This is a genomic window from Lacrimispora amygdalina (genome assembly GCF_003432035.1).
Lineage (GTDB): Bacteria > Bacillota > Clostridia > Lachnospirales > Lachnospiraceae > Lacrimispora > Lacrimispora amygdalina.
On sequence record NZ_QOHO01000041.1, the window covers coordinates 1 to 20865 of the forward strand.

26 protein-coding genes are annotated in these 20865 nt (G+C 45.6%); all 26 read right to left on the reverse strand.

The window, feature by feature from the left end; genetic code table 11:
* Positions 1–90 precede the first annotated feature (90 nt).
* The 26 genes from DS742_RS28835 to cutC all read right to left on the reverse strand — a co-directional run bounded on the left by DS742_RS28835 (position 91) and on the right by cutC (position 20837).
* Complete coding sequence (locus DS742_RS28835; protein WP_170313454.1) at positions 91–837, reverse strand: hypothetical protein; 747 nt, start codon at positions 835–837, stop codon at positions 91–93.
* A gap of 78 nt (positions 838–915) precedes the next feature.
* On the reverse strand, positions 916–1836 hold the full coding sequence (locus tag DS742_RS13475) for a sugar phosphate nucleotidyltransferase (RefSeq protein ID WP_117417506.1): 921 nt from the start codon (positions 1834–1836) through the stop codon (positions 916–918).
* 141 nt (positions 1837–1977) lie between these two features.
* The gene (gene atpC / locus DS742_RS13480; RefSeq protein ID WP_117417507.1) at positions 1978–2376 is read right to left on the reverse strand and encodes an ATP synthase F1 subunit epsilon; all 399 of its coding nucleotides are present in this window, start codon (positions 2374–2376) and stop codon (positions 1978–1980) included.
* Between the two features lie 11 nt (positions 2377–2387).
* On the reverse strand, positions 2388–3782 hold the full coding sequence (atpD, locus tag DS742_RS13485) for a F0F1 ATP synthase subunit beta (RefSeq protein WP_117417508.1): 1395 nt from the start codon (positions 3780–3782) through the stop codon (positions 2388–2390).
* Between the two features lie 68 nt (positions 3783–3850).
* Positions 3851–4705 carry an ATP synthase F1 subunit gamma gene (gene atpG / locus DS742_RS13490; RefSeq protein WP_117417509.1) on the reverse strand — a complete coding sequence of 285 codons (855 nt, stop codon included), beginning with the start codon at positions 4703–4705 and terminating at the stop codon, positions 3851–3853.
* 15 nt (positions 4706–4720) lie between these two features.
* Entirely contained in the window at positions 4721–6223 is a 1503-nt protein-coding gene (gene atpA, locus DS742_RS13495) for a F0F1 ATP synthase subunit alpha (RefSeq protein WP_117417510.1), read from the reverse strand.
* Positions 6224–6256: 33 nt separating this feature from the next.
* The gene (gene atpH, locus DS742_RS13500; RefSeq protein WP_117417511.1) at positions 6257–6805 is read right to left on the reverse strand and encodes an ATP synthase F1 subunit delta; all 549 of its coding nucleotides are present in this window, start codon (positions 6803–6805) and stop codon (positions 6257–6259) included.
* The gene (gene atpF, locus DS742_RS13505) at positions 6793–7308 is read right to left on the reverse strand and encodes a F0F1 ATP synthase subunit B (protein ID WP_117417512.1); all 516 of its coding nucleotides are present in this window, start codon (positions 7306–7308) and stop codon (positions 6793–6795) included. Before atpF ends, atpH begins: the two co-directional genes overlap by 13 nt.
* A gap of 48 nt (positions 7309–7356) precedes the next feature.
* The gene (atpE, locus tag DS742_RS13510) at positions 7357–7614 is read right to left on the reverse strand and encodes an ATP synthase F0 subunit C (protein ID WP_104433759.1); all 258 of its coding nucleotides are present in this window, start codon (positions 7612–7614) and stop codon (positions 7357–7359) included.
* A 43-nt stretch (positions 7615–7657) separates the two neighbouring features.
* On the reverse strand, positions 7658–8359 hold the full coding sequence (gene atpB, locus DS742_RS13515; RefSeq protein ID WP_117417513.1) for a F0F1 ATP synthase subunit A: 702 nt from the start codon (positions 8357–8359) through the stop codon (positions 7658–7660).
* Positions 8360–8421: 62 nt separating this feature from the next.
* Entirely contained in the window at positions 8422–8811 is a 390-nt protein-coding gene (locus DS742_RS13520) for an ATP synthase subunit I (RefSeq protein WP_117417514.1), read from the reverse strand.
* Between the two features lie 15 nt (positions 8812–8826).
* Positions 8827–9126 (reverse strand): AtpZ/AtpI family protein, encoded by a 300-nt coding sequence (locus tag DS742_RS13525; protein ID WP_242996473.1) that lies wholly within the window; start codon positions 9124–9126, stop codon positions 8827–8829.
* Positions 9127–9429: 303 nt separating this feature from the next.
* On the reverse strand, positions 9430–9714 hold the full coding sequence (gene eutM / locus DS742_RS13530; protein ID WP_104433751.1) for an ethanolamine utilization microcompartment protein EutM: 285 nt from the start codon (positions 9712–9714) through the stop codon (positions 9430–9432).
* 45 nt (positions 9715–9759) lie between these two features.
* Entirely contained in the window at positions 9760–10395 is a 636-nt protein-coding gene (locus DS742_RS13535) for a phosphate propanoyltransferase (RefSeq protein WP_117417516.1), read from the reverse strand.
* Between the two features lie 25 nt (positions 10396–10420).
* Positions 10421–11971 (reverse strand): acetaldehyde dehydrogenase (acetylating), encoded by a 1551-nt coding sequence (locus tag DS742_RS13540; RefSeq protein ID WP_117417517.1) that lies wholly within the window; start codon positions 11969–11971, stop codon positions 10421–10423.
* A gap of 26 nt (positions 11972–11997) precedes the next feature.
* Complete coding sequence (locus tag DS742_RS13545; RefSeq protein WP_117417518.1) at positions 11998–12624, reverse strand: BMC domain-containing protein; 627 nt, start codon at positions 12622–12624, stop codon at positions 11998–12000.
* An 8-nt stretch (positions 12625–12632) separates the two neighbouring features.
* Positions 12633–13262 carry a cupin domain-containing protein gene (locus DS742_RS13550; RefSeq protein WP_117417519.1) on the reverse strand — a complete coding sequence of 210 codons (630 nt, stop codon included), beginning with the start codon at positions 13260–13262 and terminating at the stop codon, positions 12633–12635.
* A 15-nt stretch (positions 13263–13277) separates the two neighbouring features.
* The gene (locus DS742_RS13555; RefSeq protein WP_097003135.1) at positions 13278–13541 is read right to left on the reverse strand and encodes a EutN/CcmL family microcompartment protein; all 264 of its coding nucleotides are present in this window, start codon (positions 13539–13541) and stop codon (positions 13278–13280) included.
* On the reverse strand, positions 13535–13840 hold the full coding sequence (locus tag DS742_RS13560) for a BMC domain-containing protein (RefSeq protein WP_117417520.1): 306 nt from the start codon (positions 13838–13840) through the stop codon (positions 13535–13537). The genes DS742_RS13555 and DS742_RS13560 overlap by 7 nt, the downstream gene beginning before the upstream one ends.
* A gap of 14 nt (positions 13841–13854) precedes the next feature.
* Entirely contained in the window at positions 13855–14700 is an 846-nt protein-coding gene (eutJ, locus tag DS742_RS13565; protein WP_117417521.1) for an ethanolamine utilization protein EutJ, read from the reverse strand.
* Complete coding sequence (locus DS742_RS13570) at positions 14682–15299, reverse strand: hypothetical protein (RefSeq protein ID WP_117417522.1); 618 nt, start codon at positions 15297–15299, stop codon at positions 14682–14684. Before DS742_RS13570 ends, eutJ begins: the two co-directional genes overlap by 19 nt.
* Positions 15299–16435 carry a 1-propanol dehydrogenase PduQ gene (locus tag DS742_RS13575; protein ID WP_170313455.1) on the reverse strand — a complete coding sequence of 379 codons (1137 nt, stop codon included), beginning with the start codon at positions 16433–16435 and terminating at the stop codon, positions 15299–15301. The genes DS742_RS13570 and DS742_RS13575 overlap by 1 nt, the downstream gene beginning before the upstream one ends.
* Positions 16436–16508: 73 nt before the next feature.
* Positions 16509–16964 carry a EutP/PduV family microcompartment system protein gene (locus DS742_RS13580; RefSeq protein ID WP_117417523.1) on the reverse strand — a complete coding sequence of 152 codons (456 nt, stop codon included), beginning with the start codon at positions 16962–16964 and terminating at the stop codon, positions 16509–16511.
* Positions 16961–17299: a BMC domain-containing protein gene (locus tag DS742_RS13585; protein ID WP_117417524.1), complete on the reverse strand. Its 339-nt coding sequence runs from the start codon at positions 17297–17299 to the stop codon at positions 16961–16963. Before DS742_RS13585 ends, DS742_RS13580 begins: the two co-directional genes overlap by 4 nt.
* Before the next feature lie 15 nt (positions 17300–17314).
* A complete protein-coding gene (gene cutD, locus DS742_RS13590) occupies positions 17315–18268 on the reverse strand; it encodes a choline TMA-lyase-activating enzyme (RefSeq protein WP_117417525.1) in 954 nt (317 codons plus the stop codon).
* Between the two features lie 22 nt (positions 18269–18290).
* The gene (cutC, locus tag DS742_RS13595; protein WP_117417555.1) at positions 18291–20837 is read right to left on the reverse strand and encodes a choline trimethylamine-lyase; all 2547 of its coding nucleotides are present in this window, start codon (positions 20835–20837) and stop codon (positions 18291–18293) included.
* Positions 20838–20865 lie beyond the last annotated feature (28 nt).

The window sequence follows — 20865 nt, forward strand, 5'->3', positions numbered from 1 at the left end:
TAATTAATTATACCAAAAAATCGCTGAAGTCTCACGACCTCAGCGATTTTTCTTTTAGGGGAGTTTTTTTACAGCCCCTTTTTATATAGCCTATCTGCACCGTCCGGAATTACATCTTCTTCGGTGCATTTCATTAAGAAGCAGTACAGACACAATATCGCCCAGCCAGCCATTCCCCTGAGGCGGTCCGGGTTTGGCCCCCCAATAAGGCGGCTTTGGTCCGGGACCTGGTCCCCAGTACGGCGGTTTCGGTCCGGGACCGGGTCCCCAGTACGGCGGTTTTGGTCCGGGCGGACCCCAGTATGGGGGTCTTGGCCCGGGGCCGGGTCCCCAGTACGGCGGTTTTGATCCGGGCGGCGGTCTCCAACCTGGAGGTTTTGGTCCGGGCGGTCCCCAGCCCGGAGGTCCCCATGTGGAGTAGCGGTCATTGATTTCTGCCTTTTCTACCTCTTCATATTCCCAGTCCATCGACTCTGGCTGCGTCTGCGCGGCCGCTTTTGTACTGTCGTTGTTCCCCATCAGCAGTTCGTCAGTTATGGTTCCCTCCTCGCGAATCTTTGCGCAAATGGAATCACAAACCTGATGAATGAGCAGACGGTCGGGGAACTCATCGTACATTGGACTGTCTTTATAATCCAGATGATCACATGCGGAAACAACGTATTCCTGCAGACGCTTCATATGTCCCGGGTACATTCCCTGTAAATATTCCAGATCCCTTGCAATGATATCTTTCGGCTCCAGAGAACTTTCCCTGATGCTCCTGTCACCATAAAGCATATATGGAGGCAGGCTCTCATTATCCTTTCCATAAGTATAGTCCGGGTTGCCTGGCACGGTTGTTATCACTCCCTGCTTTTAGCTTATACAACACCATTCTATGCCAGGAAAGTGGAAAAAGTTCGGATATTGCAGTTAAAAAAGACGATCCGGATAAATTCCTTTTGAAACCAGCTCTCTGATGGCCGCAGAAACAGCCGGTTTATCTTCCTTATAAGTTACCCCAAACCATTTATCCCTTGTTTCCAGCACATGGACTCTGGCTTTATCCTGGCTGATCAGTCGGTCAATAATCTTTGGAAGCAGATATTCAGACTTTATATCCCCTTCCTTCAGGCTTTCTAAAAAGGCCGGAAATCCACGTTCCAGCTCCGCCAGGAATGCAGGAGACAGCCCCCACATATTCATGGATACATTCTGTTGCAGCGGTACTTTTACGGAATTACCCGCCTCATCCTTTCCGCAGGCTTCACCGTTTTCCATAACCAGCTCATAGGTCTCCGTAACTTTCTGTAAGACACCATCATCCCCCACCTGACATACCCCTCTGGTCACACCCCCGTTCTCACTTAAGGTGTTGCCCAGTATGAATCCACTCATACAAAGATCAAAAGGTTTCACATCAGTGTTCATCTGATTAACCAGATAATCATGAATCTTTACAAACCCCTCTTTGCCGTAATAATCATCTGCATTGATCACTGCAAACGGCTCCCGTATGACATCTTTGGCACATAGAATTGCCTGTCCTGTTCCCCAGGGTTTGGTTCTTCCTTCCGGCTTATAAAATCCCTCAGGCAGATCATCAAGCTCCTGAAAAGCATAATCCACAGGTGCAATCTTCTCAATCCGGTTTCCTATGATCTCTTTAAAGTCCAGTTCCAAATCCTTACGAATAATAAACACAATTTTGTTAAAACCGGCATTTAGAGCATCATAAATGGAATAGTCCATTATGATCTCTCCACTGGGTCCAACCGGCTCCAGCTGTTTGATCCCGCCGCCAAACCGGCTCCCGATACCGGCTGCCATAATTACTAATGATGTTTCTTTCATAATACATTCTCCCTGTTTGATTTTATCTGTTCCTTAGTATATCATAGTTTGAGCAGATAATCCACAATCCGGGCTGTTTCCGGAATTTCTATCCACAAAAAAGGGACTTAAACCACTTAAAACGGTTCAAATCCCTTTTTGTTATTTCGTAAGCGAAATTCTTACAAGCGCCTTTTTTAACGCCGTTTCCGCTCTTACTATATCTATTTCTCCGCTCTGCTCTTTCAAGCGGCGTTCTGCACGAACCTTTGCCTCTTCTGCACGGTTTAAATCGATCTCCTCCGGCCACTCCGCCACTTCAGCCATTATTACGATCTTCTCCGGTAAAATCTCAAGAAATCCTGACATCAGAGCAGCTTCTTTTATGCCGCCTGCTTCATGAATTTTTAAGACTCCCGGCGCTGCAATAGCCGTCATGGGAATATGTCCGCGGTATACACCGATCTCGCCTTCTGTTGTGGTAAGCTCTACCATTGAGGCATCTCCCTCATAGAACTTTCTTTCAGGAGTTATGATCTGCAGTTTAAATAAATCAGCCATCTTCCCACCCCCTATTTTTTCACGCGGGCAAGAACGTCATCAATGCTACCTGCATTTAAGAAATAGCTTTCCGGTATATCATCGTGCTTTCCTTCCAGAATCTCCTTAAAGCCCTGAATGGTATCAGCAATAGGCACATAACGTCCCTCCAGACCGGTAAACTGGCCTGCAACGAAGAAAGGCTGGGATAAGAATCTCTGAATCTTTCTTGCACGGGCTACAGTCAGCTTATCTTCCTCAGAAAGTTCATCCATACCAAGCATGGCGATGATATCCTGTAGTTCTTTATACTTCTGAAGAACTTCCTGTACTCCGCGGGCAACACGGTAATGCTCTTCGCCCACAATACGGGGATCAAGAATTCTGGAAGTAGATCCAAGAGGATCAACGGCCGGATAGATACCAAGCTCTACGATGGAACGGTCAAGAACCGTAGTCGCATCCAGATGAGCGAAGGTATTAGCCGGAGCCGGGTCAGTTAAGTCATCTGCCGGCACATAAACTGCCTGAACGGAAGTGATAGAACCATTCTTTGTTGATGTAATACGCTCCTGAAGTGCACCCATCTCTGTCTGAAGTGTGGGCTGGTAACCAACGGCTGAAGGCATACGTCCAAGAAGGGCGGATACCTCAGAACCGGCCTGTGTAAAACGGAAGATGTTGTCGATGAATAAAAGCACATCCTTACCGCCCTGGTCACGGAAATATTCTGCCATGGTAAGTCCTGTCAGACCTACCCTCATACGTGCGCCCGGCGGTTCGTTCATCTGACCGAATACCATGGTTGTCTTATTGATAACGCCTGATTCCTGCATTTCGTGATATAAGTCATTTCCTTCACGGGTTCTCTCTCCAACTCCCGTAAATACGGAATATCCGCCGTGCTCTGTGGCAATGTTACGGATCAATTCCTGAATTAATACGGTTTTTCCAACTCCGGCACCGCCGAACAGACCGATCTTACCGCCCTTCTGATAAGGACAGAGAAGGTCTACGACTTTGATTCCGGTCTCCAGAATTTCCGTTTCAGTCGACTGCTCCTCAAAGGTGGGAGCGGATCTGTGAATCGGTAAATGCTCTTTTACTTCCGGTGCTGGTTTCTTATCGATTGGATCGCCCAGAACGTTAAAGATTCGTCCCAGAGTTTCTTCTCCAACCGGCACGGTAATAGGAGCGCCTGTTGCCACGGCTTCCATACCACGTACCAGTCCATCGGTTGTGCCCATGGCGATACATCTTACGGTATCATCGCCAAGATGCTGGGATACTTCTACAACCAGTCTGCCGCCGTCTTTTATGTTGATATCAATGGCTTCATTGATGTCCGGCAGCTTGCCCTGGCTGAACTTGATATCCAGTACGGCACCGATGATCTGGGTGATCTTACCAATATTTTGTTCTGCCATCTTGTTTCTCCTTTATTTATATTTCATTATTTATTAAGGAAGTTCGGCTCGTTTCGTTCTCCGAACAGTTATGATATTGCATTGGCACCGGCTATAATTTCGGTAAGCTCCTGGGTAATGGAACCCTGTCTTGCCCTGTTATAAATCAGCCCAAGCTCTTCTATCATATCTTCCGCATTATTGGTTGCAGAGTCCATGGCAGTCATTCTGGCCCCGTTTTCACTGGCTACAGCCTCTAATAAAGCGCCGTAAATCAGACTGCTCATATATTTGGGAATAATGGAATCCAGAACCTCATCTTCATTCGGCTCATAGTTCATAAGTGCCAGATCCGCTTTTTCGCTTCCTTCTGCCATCTCAACAGGAAGAAGTTTCTTTAATGTGGGAATCTGGGTCACCGTATTCTTAAATGAAGTATAGACCAGATAGATCTCTCCGATCCGGTTTTGCCCAAATGCATCCAAAAGCTCCATGGTTATGTCAGCAGCATCGCGGTAAATGGGCTCATTGATTACCTCGGAATAATCCTGGGCAATATTGTAACCCTTTTTTGCAAGCGCATCCTTACCCTTACGGCCAATGGCATAGACATCAGTAAGCTCCGGTTTTAACCGCTCATCCTGAAGGACAAGCTTTGCAATGTTGCTGTTGTATCCGCCGGCAAGACCCCTGTTGGAAGTAATGACTATCACTGCCTTCCGCTTGGAATCACCTGCCTTTAAATACTTATGCTCAATTGTCCCGGACTTTCTAAGCATGGAGTTTATGGTATCGTACATCATATCATAGTACGGCTTGGAAGCTTCTGCTTTTGCTCTGGATTTCTGCAGTTTTACGGTAGATATGAGTTTCATGGCTTTGGTAATCTGTTCGGTACTTTGAATACTATCTCTTCTTCGTTTGATATCCCTAATGGATGCCATGATTTTCACCTGCCTTTAAAAAACACCTGCTTTGCACTCATTGATTGCTTTCACCAACAATTCTTCTGTCTCAGGTGTAATCTGTTTTGTTTCACGTATACTTGCAGGAATCTCAGAATATTTGCTGTCAATAAAGCTTCTTAAAGCCTTCTCAAAGTCGAGAATTTTAGCTGTCGGAATATCCAAAAGCAGTTTTCTCGTCGCTGCAAAGATAATGATGATCTGATATTCAACCGGTATCGGCTGATACTGACCCTGCTTTAATACTTCCCTGATTCTCTCACCCTGTGCCAGCTGTTCGGTTGTTTCCTTGTCAAGCTCTGAACCAAACTGGGCGAAGCTTGCAAGCTCTCTGTACTGAGCCAGCTCCACACGGATCGGAGCAGCGATCTTCTTCATCGCCTTAATCTGGGCAGAACCACCAACTCGGGATACGGAAAGACCTGCGTTGATTGCAGGACGGAATCCTGAGTTAAACATCTCTGTCTCCAGATAAATCTGACCGTCTGTGATGGAAATAACATTGGTCGGAATGTAAGCCGATACATCGCCTGCCTGAGTCTCAATAATCGGAAGTGCAGTTAAGGAACCTCCGCCTAACTCATCGGAAAGTCTGGAAGCACGTTCAAGAAGTCTGGAATGAAGATAAAATACATCTCCAGGATAAGCTTCACGGCCCGGTGGTCTCTTAAGAAGAAGTGACAGGGTACGGTAAGCTGCCGCATGTTTACTTAAATCATCATAGATAACAAGGACATCTCCGCCATTCTCCATCCACTCTTCTCCGATTGCACAGCCGGAGTAAGGAGCAATATACTGAAGAGGAGCTAAATCGGATGCAGTGGATACCACGATGGTGGTGTAATCCATAGCGCCGTACTCTTCCAATGTTTTTACGATTGTAGCAACGGTAGATGATTTCTGACCGATGGCTACATAGATACAGTGCACGCCCTGCCCCTTCTGATTAATAATGGTATCGAGAGCAATGGCTGTCTTACCTGTCTGACGGTCTCCGATAATCAGCTCTCTTTGTCCTCTTCCGATGGGAATCATGGCATCAATTGCCTTAATACCTGTCTGAAGCGGAGTATCTACTGACTTTCTGTCGATAACGCCATGAGCAACACGCTCAATTTTACGGAATTTGTCTGTCTGTATCGGTCCTTTTCCGTCGATCGGCTGACCAAGGGCATTGACTACACGCCCGGTCAGAGCATCTCCTACCGGAACCTCTACCACTCGTCCGGTAGTTTTTACTGTATCGCCTTCACTGATCGCGCCGGTACCAAGTAAAACTGCACCAACGTTGTCTTCTTCCAGGTTGAGAACCATGCCGTAAATTTCTCCCGGAAATTCCAGAAGTTCTCCCTGCATTGCATTCTCAAGACCGTGAATACGGGCGATACCGTCCGCTACCTGAATGACTGTACCGACATCAGAGACTTCCAGCTTCGTTGAATATCTTTGAATCTGTTCCTTGATGACGGAACTGATCTCTTCTGGTCTTAAATTCATTAAGGTCTGCACCTTCTTTCTGCAAAGTTTCTGTTACGATATCTGCAGCTTTGACAAGCTGCGGCGCAGCTCATAAATCTGCGTCTTAATACTGGAGTCCACTACCCGGTCACCGATCCGGATTACCAGTCCTCCGATAATGGAAGGGTCAACCTGATAAACCATCTCAAACTCCTGATAGCTGGTTGTTCCCAGCAGTTTCTCGAGAAGCTGGGCTTTCTGCTCCTCTTTTAATTCCACAGCGCTGGTTACATGCGCCACGCCGATTTTTTTATATTCCTTGACAGCGTTAATAAAGTACTCACAGATTGCATTGATTTCCTTTTGTCTGCCTTTTTCGACAATGACTGTCAGGAACCCCATGAGAGCTTCCGATACCCGTCCGCCGAATACTTCCTTAATAATCCCGGCTTTTTCTTCTTTGCCTACCTTTGGATTATCAAGAAGTCCTGCAAGATCCTGATTTTCTGCAAAAATCACCTGCAGGCTTTTTACTTCCTCGAACAAAGCGTCCACTTCCTGTTTTTCCAGGGCTTCCTCAAACAATGCATCACCGTATACTTTTGATACTAGCTTTGCCATGTACTCTCACCCATCTCTTTCAAGGTTTCATTAATGAGAGAATCCTGTATGGAAGTATCAATGGATGCAGCCACGACTTTGCCGGCCATAACAGATGCGATGGATATGATCTGTTCTTTCATATCATCAAGCGCTTTCTTTCTCTCCAGTTCCACTTCACGATTTCCTCTCATAACAATGCGGTTCGCTTCTTCCCTGGCTTCTGATAAAATCTCTGCCTCACGCTGCTTCGCTCTTTTTCTTGCATCCTCCAGAATCTCTTCCGCCTCTTTTTTAACTTCTAAAAGTCTGGCTTCGTATTCTTCCTTCATTACATGAGCTGCTTCTTTATCTTCGGCAGCGCTTTTCAACTCTCCTGCAATCTTTAACTTTCTTTTTTCCAGAGCATCACGCACCGGATTAAAAAGCTTATAGGATAAAGCAAAAAACAGAAGAAATACGTTAATGCCAGTGATAAACGCATCGAAAAGCAGCTGTGGGTCAAATCCCAATAATCGTTCCAAGGTTTCGCCTCCTCTCGCTCTTTCTTTTTATTCCTGCCAGACCCTTATTTAGCTGAATGGCTTTAAGAACATAAGAATAGCGGCAACTGCGAAACCATAAAGACCGGTTGTCTCGGCAACAGCCTGTCCTAAAAGCATGGTAGATGTAATATCAGATTTTGCACCTGGATTACGTCCTACTGCTGCAGCTGCATGTCCAGCTGCAATACCCTGTCCAACACCAGGTCCGATACCTGCGATCATGGCAATACCTGCGCCGATTGCTGAGCAACCGTAGATAAAATCCTGTCCTGAAATTCCGTTCATAGATAAAATCCTCCTGAATTAAAATAATTAGTAAATTGTTTCATTAATCCAACTTATCATTTACATATACCATGGTCAGCATACAGAACACATAGGTCTGTATACAGCCTGAAAACAAATCACAGTATACATGTAAGAATGATGGGATACCGATCTTGACGAAGATTGGCATCATCCCATACCACAATCCCATGATCACGACTCCTGACATCATGTTACCAAACAAACGGAGTGCCTGTGATAATGGGTTTGTAATTTCTCCGATTAAGTTAATCGGAAACAAAACGGGAAACGGCTGTGCAAGACTTGTAAGATGTCCGATTCCGTGGTTTTTGATTCCCTGGTACTGAACGATGCAGAATGTGAATACACCGAGCATAAATGTGACACCAAAGTCTCCGGTCGGGGTTCTAAGCCCGAATAAACCGCTGATATTGCATAATAAAATGAAGAGGAAGATTGTTCCGATATAATTGACAAACTTCTTGGCATTATGCCCCATGGTGTCCTTCACCAGTTTATCCAGTGATTCAACCAGCAATTCCATAATATTCTGGAATGTGCCCGGCACTTCTGTAGCCCGCTTCATCTTCCGGTCTGTGACAAATGCGAGAATTAAAATCACGATTGTCACAATGCTTAGACCGATTTCTGTTGTTGTTACCCATAGATCCTGCCCGAACGCGTGAAACTTTGTGACACCTTTAATCATAAAGTCCACATTACTGGCATTCGCAATGACCATACGCTATAGCCTCCTTTCTTATGATAATGCACAAAACCGCAGCTAATTAAACTTAATTTGTTTCACTTACGGGATGCGATCCTGTGGATTGCAGGCTGCAAGAATGCTCCTGCCTTGAGTCCTAAGACTCCGATTACAACTGCTACCGGATTAAACCAGTCTGAAAACCAATTGATAACTATTACCAATATGGCAACAAGCAGCAGATAACGGATAGCTGCACTTATTATTCCCCGTTTCTGAACGATTCCGGGATCCTGAGATTTCATGGACCGGTCAAGCACCAGTGCCATGGAAAAAAACATGGCAAGAGCGAGCACCATTCCAAGGAGCAGACCTGCGTAAACAGAGGTCCTGGGATAAACGAAAAACGATCCCAGCAAAATTACCGCAGTAAAAATCACAATTCCTGCCGAAACCTCAACAATCAGATTCTTTGTTGCTTTTTCCATTACAAGTCCTCCTGCTTATTTAAGCTTCTCGTCACTGTCCTTTTTTATACGGCTTGGCTGCTTGGGTTTACTCACCATAGGATTTACTTCTCTTTGCCTTTCCATGCGTGCTTTCCGATCCGCTTCCTTTTCTTCCCTCTCGTTCATGGCAAGTGTGGCTTTCGCAATCTTATATGCGTTCAGACCGCCAGCCATAAAGCCAATAATAAGGAATAACAGCAGCAGCTTTGTTCCTGCATACCGGTCGAAATAGTAACCGGCAAGAATACAGACAAATACAGGCACCATGACACTTAACCCCAGCTGGGTTACCATCAAAAGACTCCTCATTACACTTTTGTTATGACGCATGAATTCACCTGCCTTCTGCCTCCTGCACATATAATAGATATTATACCTAATAAATTTTGCTTTGTCTATTATATACGGAAATTTAACTTGTTTTTTAAAAAAATGTATAATAAATGAGCAATTGTACATAAATGAAGCATAGATATGCTTTAATATTTGTAACCAACAAAAAACGTTATTATTCTACATATTACTTTTAAAAATTACAAAAATACCTGACTCTCTACTGGGAAAACCAGAGAGAACCAGGTATTTTTATAAAGACAATTATACTTCTTTTGCAGCAGGAAGAATTGTTTCAACTTCTGCATGCGGACGGGGAATTACATGTACGGAAACCAGTTCGCCTACACGCTGAGCTGCTGCTGCACCTGCATCAGTTGCTGCCTTAACAGCTCCTACATCGCCTCTTACCATAACGGTAACAAGACCGCCGCCTACGAATTCTTTACCAATTAAAGTTACGTTAGCTGCCTTAACCATAGCATCTGCTGCCTCAATAGATCCAATTAAACCTTTAGTCTCGATCATACCTAATGCATCATATTTCATTTTTAAATCCTCCTGGGTTTTTATAATAAATTTTTAATAGTTCCCTTATTTAACAATTGTAATCTTAGATGAACCGGAAAGTCCCATAGCATTGGCTTCTTCCGTATCCAAGTGGCATTCTAATGCGGAAGTCTCTGTTACGCGGATTGCCACGTTGTTAAAGATTCCTCCACGGATGCCCTCTGTCTCAATTTTAACTGTTTCACCGTCGTGTACGCCGAATTTTAAAGCGTCAGCCGGTGACATGTGAATATGTCTCTGGGCGATGATTAAGCCCTCTTTTGTCTCTACGGTGCCTTTCGGTCCTACCAGTGTAATTCCTGGTGTTCCTGCCAGTTCGCCGGACATTTCAGGTGTTGTATTTCTGCCAAGCTTAAAGCAGTCGGCAGCCAGAATTTCCACCTGTGTCTGTTTTCTTACAGGACCTAAAATGCGGACTTTTTCAATGGCTCCCTTGGGACCGCATACCGTTACCATTTCCTTGCATGCATACTGTCCGGGCTGAGACAGCTCTTTCATATTGGTTAGCTCGTAGCCTTTTCCAAAAAGAGTATCCAGATCTTCCTGAGACAAATGCACATGGCGGTTGGAAACGCCTACCGGAATCGTCAGCTCATCACTGCCGGATTCTGATTTTACAGCATCCATTAAGAGCTTGATTACCGCTTCATACTTATCCATTGCTATTCTCCTTTTTCAGTTCTGATTACTGGCCTTTCATAGCCAGAACGATTTCCTTTACAAGAGCCGCAAGCTTATCATTGTCATCGCAGTTACTCTGGCAGGAAGCTGCCGGAGCGCTTTCCTTTTTCTCAAAGGAAGCTACAAGCTCAGCAGGGCTTAAGCAGGAGGAAGTCTGTGTTTTTTCTTTCCACATGAAAGTTGGGTCGTCATCTACAATGGTTGCGCAGTCTTTTAAGCCGAATGCTACTGTCTTAACGTTCAGTAAATGTTTCGGGCTTACGTTCTCAGAAACAGAGCTTCCGCCGCAGGTTCCGCAGCCTAATGTGAAGGCAATTGGAAGACCTGTGCTGATTCCGGTTCCGCCCTGGCTTCCGCCTGTGTTAACAAGAATTCTGGAAGCTGGTTTTGCTGCAAATTTTAATACCATATCTCTGTCCTGAGTATGAATGCTCATGGTATGTCCGATACCGTTCTGTAACAGACGGTAGCTTAAACCACATGCTTCTTCCCAGTCCTTAACGGTATAGAAACCGAGAACTGTTGTCAGTTTTTCGTAGGATAACGGGTAACCCTCGCCAACGCCTTCCTGCTTACCGATTAACACTCTTGTGCCTTCCGGAATGGTAATGCCTGCAGCTGCAGCAATCACTTCAGGAGAACGTCCTACAAATTTCGCGTTCATGTTATGACCATTTTTGAATAACAAACTGCAAACCTTATCGGTTTCTTCTTTTGTCATGAAGTAACCGCCCTGGCTCTTTAACTCTGCTACAACCTCTGCATGATTGCTCTCTTCGCAGATGATGGACTGCTCGGAAGCACAGATCGTGCCATAGTCAAATGTTTTGCTGGCCATAATGGTTCTTACTGCATGTTTTACGTCAGCTGTCTTTTCGATGTATGCCGGAGAGTTTCCTGCGCCTACGCCGATTGCAGGTTTTCCTGCACTGTATGCAGCCTTTACCATACCAGGACCGCCTGTCGCGATGATTAAGGATACCTCCTTGCATTTCATCAGCTCATTGGTTGATCCCATGGAAGGCATGGTTACACAGCCGATAATTCCCTCTGGTGCACCAGCAGCCATAGCAGCTTCACGCATAACCTCTGCTGCCTTCTGAGTACATTTTGCAGCAGATGGATGCGGGGAAAATACAATTGCATTTCCTGATTTAATTGCGATCATGGATTTGAAGAATACAGTGGAGGTAGGGTTTGTGGAAGGTACGATACCCATTACAAGACCTACCGGCTCTGCTACGTCAAAGGTCTGCTTTACGGTATCTTCGCAAAGAATTCCTCTTGTCTTCATGTCCTTGATCTCTTCATATAAAAGTGTGGAAGCTGCGTGGTTTTTATAAGCCTTATCCATCACTTTACCGAATCCTGTTTCTTCAACTGCCATTTGTGCAAGACACAGGGAATGCTCTTCGCCTGCCTTTGCCATACTTCTTAAAATAGCATCAATCTGTTCTGCCGTATATCCGGCGATTTTTTTTGCGGCCGCTTCTCCGCATCTGGCTAAATCCCTTGCTTCCTGGATGGAACGCAAATCATAATCAAAATTTTCCATGTTCCGTATCTCCTCTTCTAAAAATCTTAATCATTTTGTCCATAATACTTCCTGAATTCTTCCAGCAGCAGGGTTTTATTTGCCTTTGAAATCTCTCTTCCAGCTATGCTGAATTCGGAATATTCCCGGGCAAGCGTCCTAAGCTCTGTTACCTTCATATCTTCAAGTATCTTCATGGTCTCAGCAAGACCGTCCTGGTGCATCCACAGATCAATGGTCTCTCTCTTTATGGTATCCACCAGCTCTGTCTCTGAGCTTGGTTCTTCTTCTGTTATCTGGGCAGATGATTCAACTGTCTCTTTCACTGGTTCGGCTGCCTCTTCTTCCGGTTCCGTTGTAATCTCCGGTACTGGTGCCTGCTCCGGTTCATCTGGAGTGTTGCCGCCGATGACAGCTGCAAGTTCCTCATGAGGCCTTGGAATCACATGGCGTGTGATTAATGCGGCACTGTTAATCCGTTCCACTGCCGCTGCTCCGGCCTCAACCGCTGCCTTCACTGCCGCCACATCGCCGGTCACCGTAACAGTAATGAGACCTCCGCCAACTTTGGTTTTCTCTACCAGAGACACATCCGCCGCCTTTAACATGGCATCGGCAGCTTCAATTGCCACCAGCACACCCTTTGTTTCTATAAAGCCAAGTGCCTGCATCATTTACCTCCTTAAACCAAGTCAGCCCAGTTAGCCGGATAGGTTGAGTAGAATACTCTTGCCTTGTCCGGAGAACCCCAGATTACCTTTGATCCTGACGGTACAAAGAGCACATCTCCGGCTTTTGCCGTAAAGGTCTTTCCGTCAATGGTCACAGTCAAGGTTCCTTCGATTACATAGTCGATTTCTTCATAGGTTAATTCCCATTCAAATTCAGAATGGTCAATCACCAGGAAACCGGCGCTCATTTTTGACTCTTCTTTGCTTACAAGCTCCTGATAATAAGCTTTTACATTAGGATCGCCTGTATCAAATACATCCATCTTTACAGAACTTCCGCGAACAACCTTTAAACCATTGCCATGGCTTTCTGACTCATATGGTTTTAAAATGTCATTTAACATTCCCTTCTCCATAAGAGTCTTAAGTACCATATAAATTTTCTCGCTGTCAATATCCATTCCTGCAAACGCTCCTTTCGCTTCTGCCTTCTCTTCTGTTTTGTCGCAGAAGGTGATTCCGTAAGCATCTGCTGCATCCTTTGCTGACGGTGTGATAATGCTTCCGCTCTCTACGTAAAATACATGTTTGCCTTCGGCATGTAATGTCTCTACGTCTTTTGCGCATATCAACTGCTTCATATGATCACTTCCCTTCTATATAAATTGGCAGTCTTCATCAATAATCCCAATTACTACGGCATCAACGGGAATCTCATCATTTCCCAGCATACGTCTGGCTGAAGAGCCGGTGGAAATGATCACGCGGTCACCGATTCCGGCGCTGATGATGTCTGCTACAATCAGCCGTTCACCTTCCCGTGTACCGCCAATGATCTCGGCAAGCATAAATTTATAACCGTTTAAAGACTCTGCCTTTCTGGTCGCCCAGATATTGTCAATCAGTCTTGCTGCTACCATTCTATCCCGCCTCTCTTTTCTCTCAGCCTGATTTCTTCCATCGCTGCCTCTACCGATGCCGTATCTCCAAAAATCGCTAGCATGATCATGTTTTGTGGGCAGCTCCCCTTAATATCTTCTACCGTAACACCCACGGCCTTTTCCGCCACATCGGCGGCACATACCATTTCAATAATCCGGCCCTGAATGAGACCTATGGCATCCACCTTTCCGATGGGAGTGGAAGCCCCTGAGCCTTTTCTGCGGTTTAAAATATCAATGGTTCCAGGTGACGGCGATTTAATAATCCGATATTCCATACGTCCACTTCCTTTTAATCCATTTCCTCCTGAGTACAGGAGAATGCGATTCCCAGAGGAGTTACAAACATGGGGTTTTCCGGTTTTCTTGTGCGGATTCCAGTCTGCTTCTCAATAATTGTTTCGATTCCTGCAAGACAGCAGGTACCGCCTACTAAGTAAATCTCATCTACGTCATATCCTTTGATGTGGCGGTTAATGATGGAGGCCACTTTTTCAATTACCGGCTTTAATACCGGAAGCAGCTCTTTGTGGTTTTCTTCCTTGCGCTTATAAAGCTCTGCCTCTGAAAATGACAGATTATAAGCTCCGGATACAACCAGGGAAAAATGAGTTCCTCCCGTCGGTTCATCGGCTACATAAACCACCTTTCCATCTTTTAAAATGGAAATTCCTGTGGTTCCGCCGCCGATATCCACCACTGCGCCGTTTTGTATCTTTAATACTGCGTTTGCTGCCGTCGGTTCATCAAGAAGGGCGGTGATTTCAAATCCGGCTCCCTGTACCACATTCTTGATTGCCCCTCCGTCCAGTGAATCCGTTCCCGGAGGAATGGCTGCAGCTGCATAAAGCAGTTCCGTATCCAGCTTTTCCTCCAGTTCTGCCTTTAACTCACGAACGATCCGGATGGCGCCGATATAATCAACCACCATTCCGTCACGGACCACATCCGCATACCGGTAAGCGCCGGCTACCGGCTTAAAATTCTCATCAAGCACAGCCAGTACCACGCACGCTGTTCCTAAATCCACTCCCGTATAATAAACGGAGGAACGTTCCCTGACAGGATTTTTTACCACTGCTTCAAACTGGCTTACCAGCTGGTTGCAGCTATCAAATGTTATTTCTTTCTTTGACATGTGTTTCCTCCATATAACAGGCAGATCATCTGGGATAAGCGGTTAATGACCGGGTTAAAATTCTTTTCTCCTGCTTCTGCCCCAAGTTCTCTTACGAGACAGCGCAGACGGTGTAACAGGACTATTTCTCTTCCTTTTTCGGACTGGGCATGAAAGCCGGTGATCTCAAAACAGTCAGAGTATGGTTCGTTTTGGTTTTCCTTATTAAATCCGGTGCAGGGCTCAAATGGATTTATCTCGCCAAAAGCACCTTTCCCCACGAAAGATAACTTCCGCTCTAAATCAAATACCTGCTCTGCTAACAGCACGTCCCTGTCTAATAAGGAAATTCCGGCTTCCAGAAACTGTGCCTTTAAGGTTTCCAGTTTTAATAAGAAACGGTCCGGCGCAGGCTCTGTAACTGGTGTCTCTTCGATCACTTCTGCAGGTTTTGACAGTTTGCGTTTTGCCGTCAGGGGATCATCACAAAATGATATCTTTTTGTCCAGCAAAAACTGACGTGCTCCTGGTGTAAGCTTTGCCTGCGCAGGAAGATCATAAGAGGCAAAGGGTTCTCTTCTGAATAAAATTCTCAAATCTTCTTCGGTGATGAATTTCATTAATAGCCCCCCTTACAAAGCTTACGGTAAATTGTTTCGATCTCTTCTACCGCAGGCACTCTTGGGTTGGTCAATGTGCAGTTATCATGAAGTGCTTTCTCTGCCATTTCCCGTACAGCCTGTTCAAACTCGTCTTTGTCCACGTTTAAATCGGTGATCTGCTGCGGTATTTTAATCTTATTCATAAGATTTTTAATGTGACGCACCAGGCCGTGTACCGTGGCTTTCTCTGTTCCTGCTGCAATGCCAAGCATATTGGCAATTGCAACATATCTGCTGCATGCTGCAAAATCTCCCGCATCTTCTAAACCAGCGTTATAGCTGATCACATGAGGAAGCAAAATTGCATTGCTTCTTCCATGAGGAATGTGGAAACGGGCTCCCAGAGCATGTGCCATACTGTGGCAGAGTCCTAAGGACGCTCCGTTAAAAGCAACTCCTGCCAGGCAGGAAGCATTGTGCATGTGAGTTCTTGCCTCCATGTCGCTTCCTTCTTCCACGGTACGTGCCAGATAGCTCCATACCAGTCTGACTGCCTTTTCCGCGCAGGCATCGGTAAAATCACCTGCATTGGTTGAAACATAGGCTTCTAACGCATGGGTTAAGACATCCATACCGGTATCTGCCGTAATATGAGGCGGTACTGACACTGTAAAGCGGGGATCAAGGAATGCCGCATCCGGTACCATGCTGTCGGAGCGCAGAGGATATTTCACCTGAGCTTCCGGATCAGAAATAACGGAAAAATTAGTTACTTCACTTCCGGTTCCGCTGGTGGTTGGAACTGCAATTAAATTCAGCTTATCATTTCCCATCTGTGTATAAATGTGGCTGGCTGCCTTTGCGGTATCAATGGCAGAACCTCCGCCTAAAGCGATTACCGTATCCGGTCCAAAGCCTTTCATTCCGCCGATTGCCTTTGATACAACAGCAATCGTAGGATCAGGCACTACTTCTGAGAAAACTTCAAAGCTGCTTCCTTTTTCTATAAGCAGGTCTGTAATTAAGTTCACCTTACCGGACTGAGCCATAAAGGGATCACAGATGATATAAGCTTTTCCTACAGGAAGTTCCTTAATTTTCTCCAGACAGGAAGATCCCATATATACCTTTGTGTTCATTACAAATTGCTCCACGTTACATTTCCCTCCTTTCTTTAAATTTTGCCCACGCTTTCTGGGCATAAAGGGATACCCGTAGGGTATTTCTTTAAATTTTGCCCGCGTTCTTTGGGCATCTTATAACTTCCATCAACTCATCAATTCCAGTCCGGTCCGATAAGCTGATGTGAATGCAGGGGGGTGTAATCCCTGCTTTCTTTAACTGACGGATACACCAGCCGTCATTCTCCGGCTTATTTCCGCTTCCTGTAATAACTCCGATTACCGGCACCCGGAATGCTTTTGCAAATCCCGGAGGATAACTCTCCCGGCATGAGGACTGGTCTACCAGCATCAGTACATGGGAGGCGTCCTGAGCTGCCGCGATGATATGCTTGTGCATCCAGGGACTTTCTAAATAAACTCCCGGTACATCTATGGTTTTTTCCCCATATACCATGTTCTGTGTCCGTTTAACAGGACCGTCTAAACCATTGATTGCGGCTGCAAGGGCAGTTTTTCCGCTGCCGCCCGGTCCGATGATCATGATTCTCTTTTTTCTCATGTTTTGGTTATATCCGGCACGGTGTAGCCAAGCCCGCGCCGTAAGGTATCACACACTGCCCGAAGGGCTGTCTCCACACTGTCCACGTCTCCTGCGATGATGACGGAGCCGGTGAAGCGGTCTAAAAAGCCTACCTGCACACTGGCTGCCTTCGCCGCAATATCAGCAGCAATGATGGAGGTTTCAAAAGGAGACAGGGTTAAAATCCCGATGGCTCCAAGCTCATCGATGCCCAGACACTCATATACCTCCGGTATTGGAGATGCGATTACATGAGCGATGGTAACCTGCTTGCCCGGAACGGATTCTTCTATGACTCGCTGTATCTCTGCCACGGCTCTCTCCCCTTTCTAGTGCTTCACCACAGTAACCGGGAACTGATATTCATTCATCCAGCCTTCGATGCGGTCTAAATCCTCTGCACTTAAGCTTGGATCTCCCTCTATGGGGTATTCCATATCCAGCTGGTTGTATTTATTTACTCCCAGCTTGTGATAAGGAAGTAAGTCAATTCCCTTAAAATTTTTGTAATCACGGAAGGGCATTAAGAATTTAATCACTGCATCGATTTCTTCCCGGCTGTCGTTAATTCCTTTTAACATTGGCATACGGACCTTTACGTTGTACCGGCGGTGAAGCAGCTCTTTTAAATTGATTAAGATCTGTTCATTGTTCACTCCGGCCAGTTCATTGTGGCGAACCGGATCCATATGCTTGATGTCATACAGGAATAAGTCCACATATTCTGCGATCTGTAAAATCGTTTCGGTCTTTGTGTAGCCGCAGGTTTCAATGGCTGTGTTAATGCCTTCCTGCTTGCATGCCATCAGAAGATTTAAGGCTGCCTCAGGCTGGGCCGTCACTTCTCCGCCGCCTAATGTCACACCGCCGCCTGATATATCATAAAATGCGGCATCTTCCTCTACGATCTTTAACAGCTCGGAAATTGTCTTAACCTCTCCGGCAATGGAAAGCGCTGAATTGGGGCAGACATTCTTACATTTCATGCAGCCAATACAATCCTTTTCCCGTCTGATTTCATGTTTTCCGGTCTCTTTGGACATCACATGGATTCCTACGGGGCAAACGCTTTCGCATGCCCCGCAGTCTGTACAGGAATTCTGCTTAAACATCACCTGGAATTTCCGTACCAGTCCTTCCGGATTGGCACACCATTTACACCGGAGCGGGCAGCCTTTAAAGAATACCAGGGTTCTGATTCCCGGTCCGTCATACATGTTGTACTTCTGTACGTTAAAGATGAGCGCCTTACGTTCGATATCTCCTGTATTTCCATGGTCCATTGTGATTGTTCTCCGTTTTCTTTTAGAAATGTGTCAACATGGTTCTGCTGATGATCTCATCCTGTACATCCTTGCACAGCTCTACGAAGAATGCGCTGTATCCAGCTACGCGGACGATTAAGTCACGGTAAAGCTCCGGATGCTTCTGAGCCTCGATCAGAGTATTGTTATCTAAGTAGTTAAACTGCATCTCGCCGTTTCCGAACATGCAGGCGGTACGAAGAAGAGTGATTAAGCTTTCTTCTCCTTCCGGTGTATCAAGAAGTCCGGCCATGATCTTAAAGTTGTGTACCATACCGATGTTCATGCTGTCGTTTGCCATCTTGGACACAGACTTGATGATCGCTGTCGGGCCCTTGAAGTCAGCGCCCTGGGTTGGGCTGATACCATCGGATAATGGCAGCCAGGCATGGCGTCCGTTTGCAGATGCGCCGGTTAACTGACCGAATGGTGTGTTGTTGGAAATGGATAAGGTACCGTGGCTTAATACGGAGTATAAAGTCTTATACTGTCTGTGCTCATGCTCGGTAAAGTCAACTAAGTCAGCAGCGATTAAATCTGCGTAATCATCGTCATTTCCATATTTTGGTGCATTGAGGCAATCGGTGCGGATCTGGTCATAGCCCACAAAGTCAGCCTTTAATGCTTCATTTAACTGTGCAAGTGTGTATTTCTTCTCGTCAAATACCAGCTTTTTAATTGCTGCCATGGAATCTGCATAGGTTGCAAGTCCGGACCATACGACTCCAGGTCCGAAGTTATACATTGCTCCGCCTGCAGATACGTCTTTTGCTTTTTCCATACAGCCTTCATACATGATGGACATCAGTGGCTTCGGAGCAAGTTCTCTGTGAACGCGCTGGGAGATAACAGTTGCAACAGAAGACCATTTCGTAATGTACTTAATCTCTTCTTTAACAGCTGCTTCAAACTCTTCATAAGTCTTAAAGCTGTTGATGTCACCCATATCAGGACAAACCTGCTTGCCATACCATAACGGTACACCTTTGTTTAATACAAGCTCGATACAGATTGGCCACTGGGTATAAGCGGTAGAAGTCCACTGATACAGACGTCCTGATTTCTGAGGCTCTACGCAGCCCATCAGACAGTAGTCACGTGCATCTTCAATGGAAACGCCCTTTGCAAGCATCATCTTGATGTGAGCGTCATCAAAGTGGCAGGCCGGGAATCCCATACCGGAACGAACAACATCTACGATCTTCTTTAAGTACTGCTTCGGGGACTTGTTGTGAATACGGCATGCAAGGGATGGCTGATAAATCTTCACATGACGGACAGCATCCATCAGAAGGTAGGTTAATTCATTGGTTGCATCATGTCCGCTTCTTGTCACACCGCCTACGCACATATTAACGAATGGCTGGTAACCTGCAAAGAATTTAGAACCGCCTTCGCTGGTGATCCACATCATTTCAGACATCTTAATGAGCATACAGCCTGCAAGCTCAAATGCCTGGAAATCATTCATACGTCCGGATTCGATATCAGCCTTATAGTATGGATACATATACTGGTCTACACGTCCGATGGACATACCAGTCTGGTTCTCTTCTACTACAAGCAGGGATTCGATGGTCCATACAGCCTGAATTGCTTCCCAGAAGGTTCTTGGCTTGTGAGCCGGAACGTATGCATTTACTTCAGCGATCTTTAAAAGTTCATCTTTACGCTTTGGATTGGTTTCCTTAGCAGCAAGCTCTTTTGCATAATCGGAAAGTCTCTTTGCATAGATCATTACGCCTTCTGTGGTATCAATGATGGACTTATAGAAGTAGATCTTCTCAATGTCATCTGGATTTTCGTAATTTAACTCTTTTAAATGATCCTTAGCTTCCTGCTGGATATCAAGCATACCCTTGTTCATTAAGATTACATCATAACCAGGATTGGAGTCACCGCCGCCGTTTACTGCATGATAGGAACAGTCAGAAACGAAGGATTCACCGGATAATTCCCATACACCAGCTTCACGGTACTGGTCTTCACAGTACTCATCAACAGATTTTCCCTTCCAGAATGGGAAAAGTTCTTCTCTCATGATCTTCTTGTCTTCATCAGAGATATAGAATGGATCCTGAGGGCGGCTTCCGATGGTATCGATTTCGTCTACCATCCATCTCCATGCGATATCAGGAGAGAAAGCACCTGCACGGGGAGCGCCGTTTGGAGCACCTACGATCAGCTCGTTGTCCTGAATTACAAGAGGAGCTGTTTCGCAGCAGTAACGGAAGCATTTTGCACGAAGCATGATCTTTGGCATACCTGGATTTTCTGCAGCAATCTTTGTGATCGCGCGGGCACGGTATGTTGTGATGGTAGGCTTATGTGTTAAGTAATTCTCTTTTAAGTGCTGAAGTCTTGTTGTAATACCGTCAGGAATGTTTGTAGTCTCCTCGGTGCATACTGCAGCTCCTGCTTTTGCAGGCTCATTTTTATTGATTTCGTCAGAAACAGTTTCAAACATCTTCATCAGGGAAGCTCTCTCTTCCGGTGTCATGTTCTTCGTTGCTTCTACAAATTTATTTGAAAATTCACGAATATCCAATCTGTTTTCCCTCTCTTTCAATTATTTC

Coding starts and splice junctions, on each gene's coding strand:
- DS742_RS13525 (WP_242996473.1), bottom strand. CDS start 9,126: ATGGTAACCCAGCTGGGGTTAAGTGTCATGGTGCCTGTATTTGTCTGT.
- DS742_RS13540 (WP_117417517.1), bottom strand. CDS start 11,971: ATGGAAAATTTTGATTATGATTTGCGTTCCATCCAGGAAGCAAGGGAT.
- atpE (WP_104433759.1), bottom strand. CDS start 7,614: ATGAACGGAATTTCAGGACAGGATTTTATCTACGGTTGCTCAGCAATC.
- DS742_RS13550 (WP_117417519.1), bottom strand. CDS start 13,262: ATGAAGCAGTTGATATGCGCAAAAGACGTAGAGACATTACATGCCGAA.
- eutJ (WP_117417521.1), bottom strand. CDS start 14,700: ATGTCAAAGAAAGAAATAACATTTGATAGCTGCAACCAGCTGGTAAGC.
- DS742_RS13560 (WP_117417520.1), bottom strand. CDS start 13,840: ATGGAATATCGGATTATTAAATCGCCGTCACCTGGAACCATTGATATT.
- DS742_RS13475 (WP_117417506.1), bottom strand. CDS start 1,836: ATGAAAGAAACATCATTAGTAATTATGGCAGCCGGTATCGGGAGCCGG.
- DS742_RS13545 (WP_117417518.1), bottom strand. CDS start 12,624: ATGATGCAGGCACTTGGCTTTATAGAAACAAAGGGTGTGCTGGTGGCA.
- atpB (WP_117417513.1), bottom strand. CDS start 8,359: ATGGTCATTGCGAATGCCAGTAATGTGGACTTTATGATTAAAGGTGTC.
- atpC (WP_117417507.1), bottom strand. CDS start 2,376: ATGGCTGATTTATTTAAACTGCAGATCATAACTCCTGAAAGAAAGTTC.
- atpH (WP_117417511.1), bottom strand. CDS start 6,805: ATGGCAAAGCTAGTATCAAAAGTATACGGTGATGCATTGTTTGAGGAA.
- atpD (WP_117417508.1), bottom strand. CDS start 3,782: ATGGCAGAACAAAATATTGGTAAGATCACCCAGATCATCGGTGCCGTA.
- atpA (WP_117417510.1), bottom strand. CDS start 6,223: ATGAATTTAAGACCAGAAGAGATCAGTTCCGTCATCAAGGAACAGATT.
- eutM (WP_104433751.1), bottom strand. CDS start 9,714: ATGAAATATGATGCATTAGGTATGATCGAGACTAAAGGTTTAATTGGA.
- cutD (WP_117417525.1), bottom strand. CDS start 18,268: ATGGACCATGGAAATACAGGAGATATCGAACGTAAGGCGCTCATCTTT.
- DS742_RS13570 (WP_117417522.1), bottom strand. CDS start 15,299: ATGAAATTCATCACCGAAGAAGATTTGAGAATTTTATTCAGAAGAGAA.
- DS742_RS13555 (WP_097003135.1), bottom strand. CDS start 13,541: ATGGTAGCAGCAAGACTGATTGACAATATCTGGGCGACCAGAAAGGCA.
- DS742_RS13535 (WP_117417516.1), bottom strand. CDS start 10,395: ATGGATAAGTATGAAGCGGTAATCAAGCTCTTAATGGATGCTGTAAAA.
- atpG (WP_117417509.1), bottom strand. CDS start 4,705: ATGGCATCCATTAGGGATATCAAACGAAGAAGAGATAGTATTCAAAGT.
- DS742_RS13520 (WP_117417514.1), bottom strand. CDS start 8,811: ATGGAAAAAGCAACAAAGAATCTGATTGTTGAGGTTTCGGCAGGAATT.
- DS742_RS13580 (WP_117417523.1), bottom strand. CDS start 16,964: ATGAGAAAAAAGAGAATCATGATCATCGGACCGGGCGGCAGCGGAAAA.